The organism is Micromonospora sp. NPDC049089 (assembly GCF_040648775.1).
GTDB lineage: Bacteria > Actinomycetota > Actinomycetes > Mycobacteriales > Micromonosporaceae > Micromonospora.
This window is the reverse complement of the sequence record NZ_JBEZEH010000349.1, coordinates 1-3,500: the sequence shown is the minus strand read 5'-3', so window position 1 is coordinate 3,500 and position 3,500 is coordinate 1. Positions and strand designations below refer to the sequence as shown.

Annotated in this window: 2 protein-coding genes; one reads left to right on the top strand and one right to left on the bottom strand. The window is 75.4% G+C overall.

The window, feature by feature from the left end; all coding sequences use genetic code 11:
• Window positions 1–129: 129 nt before the first annotated feature.
• Window positions 130–1,359 (top strand): hypothetical protein, encoded by a 1,230-nt coding sequence (locus tag AB0B48_RS32435; protein ID WP_357208312.1) that lies wholly within the window; start codon window positions 130–132, stop codon window positions 1,357–1,359.
• A 61-nt stretch (window positions 1,360–1,420) separates the two neighbouring features.
• On the opposite strand, the gene AB0B48_RS32430 is transcribed toward AB0B48_RS32435, so the two are convergent.
• Window positions 1,421–3,436, bottom strand: coding sequence for a penicillin acylase family protein (locus AB0B48_RS32430; RefSeq protein WP_357208315.1), 2,016 nt, complete (start codon window positions 3,434–3,436; stop codon window positions 1,421–1,423).
• Window positions 3,437–3,500: the final 64 nt, after the last annotated feature.

Here is a 3,500-nt window from a genome sequence, read left to right as displayed (position 1 = left end):
TCGAACACCTAGGGGGGGGTCCAGCGCCCCCCCCCGCGCCGCGCCCCGGGCGGCGGCCCGCCGCCCGCGTCCCCCGCCCCCCCCGCGCCCCCCCCGGGCCTGGCCAAGCGGCCGGTCCGGGACCGGGCCGTGGTGGTGCGCCGCAGTGACAGTGTGGACATCGCCACCCAGGCGCAGGCCGCCGCTGCGGCCGGGGCGAAGCTGCTGCTCGTGGTGAACGACGGCATCGGTCGGCTCCAGCCGTGGGACGAGGCGCCGTGGAGCCCGGAGAGCCCCGCCCCGGTGACCGTGGCGACCCTCGGCGCCGACGAGGGTGGGCAGCTCATCGCCGCGCTGGAGCGGGGCGCGGTGCGGCTCACCGTCGAGTCGCACCCGGAGACCACCTACCTGTACGACGTGGCGCACCACTGGACCGGTAACGTGCCAGCCGACCTCACCTACCGGCCCACGAAGCGGCAGTTGGCCCGGGTCGACGTGGAGTTCCGCAACTACCGGCAGGGCAAGGCGCTGGAGTTCCGCACCGACATCTGGCGCGGCTGGGCGTCGAGCAACCAGGAGCCGGCACCGGCGCAGGGCCGCCGCACCGACTGGGTGAGCGCCGACCAGCGGTGGGTCGACGACGCGTTCATCGCCGGCGAGACCGGTCAGCACCTGATGGCGACGGCCACGTACCCGGCCGACAAGCCGAGCGCGGTCACCTGGTTCGGGCCGATCCAGCGACCCCGGATGGGCGGCAGCTACGTGCCGGTCCGCTACCTGGACACCGTTTACCTGCCCGCGCCCGGGTGGGGCGACGGGGGCGGCCACATCGGTGAGGCGTACGCGAACTACAAGATGGTCAACCGGACCACCCTCTACCAGGGTGACAAGGAGCTGGACTGGGGGAACGCCGAGTACCTCCAGGTCCCCGGGCTGGCCCAGCAGCGACTGCCGTACCGGCTCGTGGTGGAGAACGACAGGGCCGGGTGGACCAACCCGTACTCCCGGCAGACCCGCACCGAGTGGGGCTTCCACTCGGCGGTCACCGGGGAGGAGTCGGCCGAGGTGCTGCCGATGATCCAGCTGGACTACCAGGTGGCCATCGACTCCGCCGGCAGGGCGTCGCGACGTGCGCCGCTGACCGTTGTCGCCTCCCACCTGCCCGGCGTCACCGACAGGATCGGCGCGGTGACCGTCGAGGTGTCCTACGACGACGGGGCGACCTGGCAGAAGCAGCGGCTGACCCGGCACGGCGACGGCTGGCGAACCTCGCTGGCCGCACCGGCGAAGGCCGGCTTCGTGAGCCTGCGCACCACGGCGCGTGACAGCGCCGGCAACACCGTGAGCCAGAGCATCAGCCGGGCGTTCGGCCTGCGCTGACAGCGTGGTGACCGGCCGCCGGTCGGGGTGCGTGAATCACCCCGAGCGGCGGCCGGTGCCGTCAGTGGAGTTCCTCGACGAGCTGGTCCCAGTCCGTGCTGACCGGCAGCAGGTCGCCGGCCAGCCAGGCTGCGCTCTGGTCGTCGTGGTGCGGGTCGCCGGGCACCCCGCAGGCGCCCAGGGGGACCACCCAGCGGCTGTCCGATCGGCGGGCCAGGTCCCAGACGAAGCGCGCCGCCGGCCCCCGGAAGCACCAGTGGGTGACCCCGGGCACGCTGGAGGTGGCCAACACGCAGTCGTGGTCCCCGTCGAGCCGGGGGCCGGGCCCGGTGTCCGGGCCGGGCAGGGCCCGCCACGCCGCCAGCCGGTGCAGGTCCCCCCAGAGCACCGGCTCGGCCGCCGCGTCGGCTACCTCCTCGGCCGCCGCGCCCACGAGCGCGGCGATGTCCACACCGGGCAACGGGCTCGCGCCGAGCAGGTGCTCCAGCGCGTGACCGACCCGCGGCGTCAGCGCCAACCAGGGCGCGAACACCTCGGGGTACGCGGGCAGCTCGGCCAACGCGGCCAGCGCCGGGTGGGCGGCGATCCGGCGTACGACAGCCGCCCGCAGGATGGCGTAGGCGGCCGCATCGGTGCTGTCGGCGGCCATCCGGCGATCCCAGCGCAGCAGTCGTTCCCGCAGCGCGGCGGCGGCCGGACCGAGCCCCGTCGACTCCGCGAGGACCGCCAGCAACGGCCCGGCCGCGCCAAGGTACGTGTCGGTGTGCACCGCTGCCATCTCGTCGGCAGTCCAGGCCGGACGGGCGTCGAGCAGCTCGGCGATGCGACGCGCCCGGTGCGGTGGGGCGAACTCGACCCCGAGCGGCGCCGCCAGCCCGCGCTCGTTGGCCATCACCGCCCGACCGTGCACCTCGGCACGGGGCATCGGCGCGTGCCAGCCCTGCCAGGCGTACGCGGCGTCCCATCCGGGGACCACCCGCCGGCCGTTTTCCGGGTGCCGTACCGGTACCGCCCCGGCGACCCGGTGCAACAGCCCTCCGGCGGTGTCCGCGGCCTGCACCACGTTGACCGGCTCCACCCAGTGCCGCAGCGCGTGGTCGACGTCGGCCACGGTGCGGGCGCGCAGCAGCTCCGGCAGCGTCGCGAATCCGAGGTCACCCCGGACCCGGGGCGGGTAGCGCAGGCTGACGGCACTCTCGTCGTCCGGCCCACCGGCGATCACCGGACCACGATCGGTCTCCACCACCTCGACCTCGACCGGGTCGGCCCCGGCCACCTCGATCATCTCGACGTGGCGGTGCGCCGTGCGCCAGCCGTCCGGGCCGAGCGCCTGGACCCGGGGGCCGTCGCGGCGCAGCCGCTCCGCGTACACGTCCTGGTAGTCGGCCATCGCGTTGGTGATCGCCCAGGCCACGCCGCCGGTGTGCCCGAAGTGCGCGATGCCCGGCACGCCCGGCACCGCCAACCCGACCACGTCGTACTCCGGGCAGGCCAGCCGGATCTGCTGGTAGACGCCGGGATCCTCGATGAACCGGTGCGGATCGCCGGCGAGCAGCGCGGCCCCGGTGCCGGTGCGCTCGGCGGCGAGCAGCCACCCGTTGCTGCCGGCCACGGCCGGCCCGTCGGTGGCGAAGCTGTCGACCGCGTCCGGCCCGAGCCGCTGCGCCACGTGCTCACGCCAGAGCTTGCCGGGGAACCCGGCGAACAGGATGTGGTGGCCCAGCCAGACCGCGAGCGGCGTCCACGGCTCCCACCGACCCGGGCTCAGCCCGGTGGCGGCGAACTCCGGTGACCGGGCCGCCCCGGCGGCGAGAGCGGCGTTGACGCCGTCCACGTATGCGCCCACCCACTCGGCGGTCGCCGGGTCCAGCGAGGCGTGGCATCGGCGTGCGGTGTCGTCGAGCCGGACCTGCCGGACGAACCGGTCCCAGCCGAGCGCGTCGGGCCCGAGGAACGCCGCGCTGGTGCCCTGGGCGCGGTGCCGCTCCACCTCGATCTGCCAGGCCCGGTCGTACGCTGTCACCCGGCCCTGCGCCACCGCCAGCGCGAGCGGATCGGCGGCCCGCAGGTGCGGCACTCCCCAGGGGTCCCGGAAGCGTTCCGCGTTCGCGCCACCGCTACGGCGCCGCCCGAACCCTTCG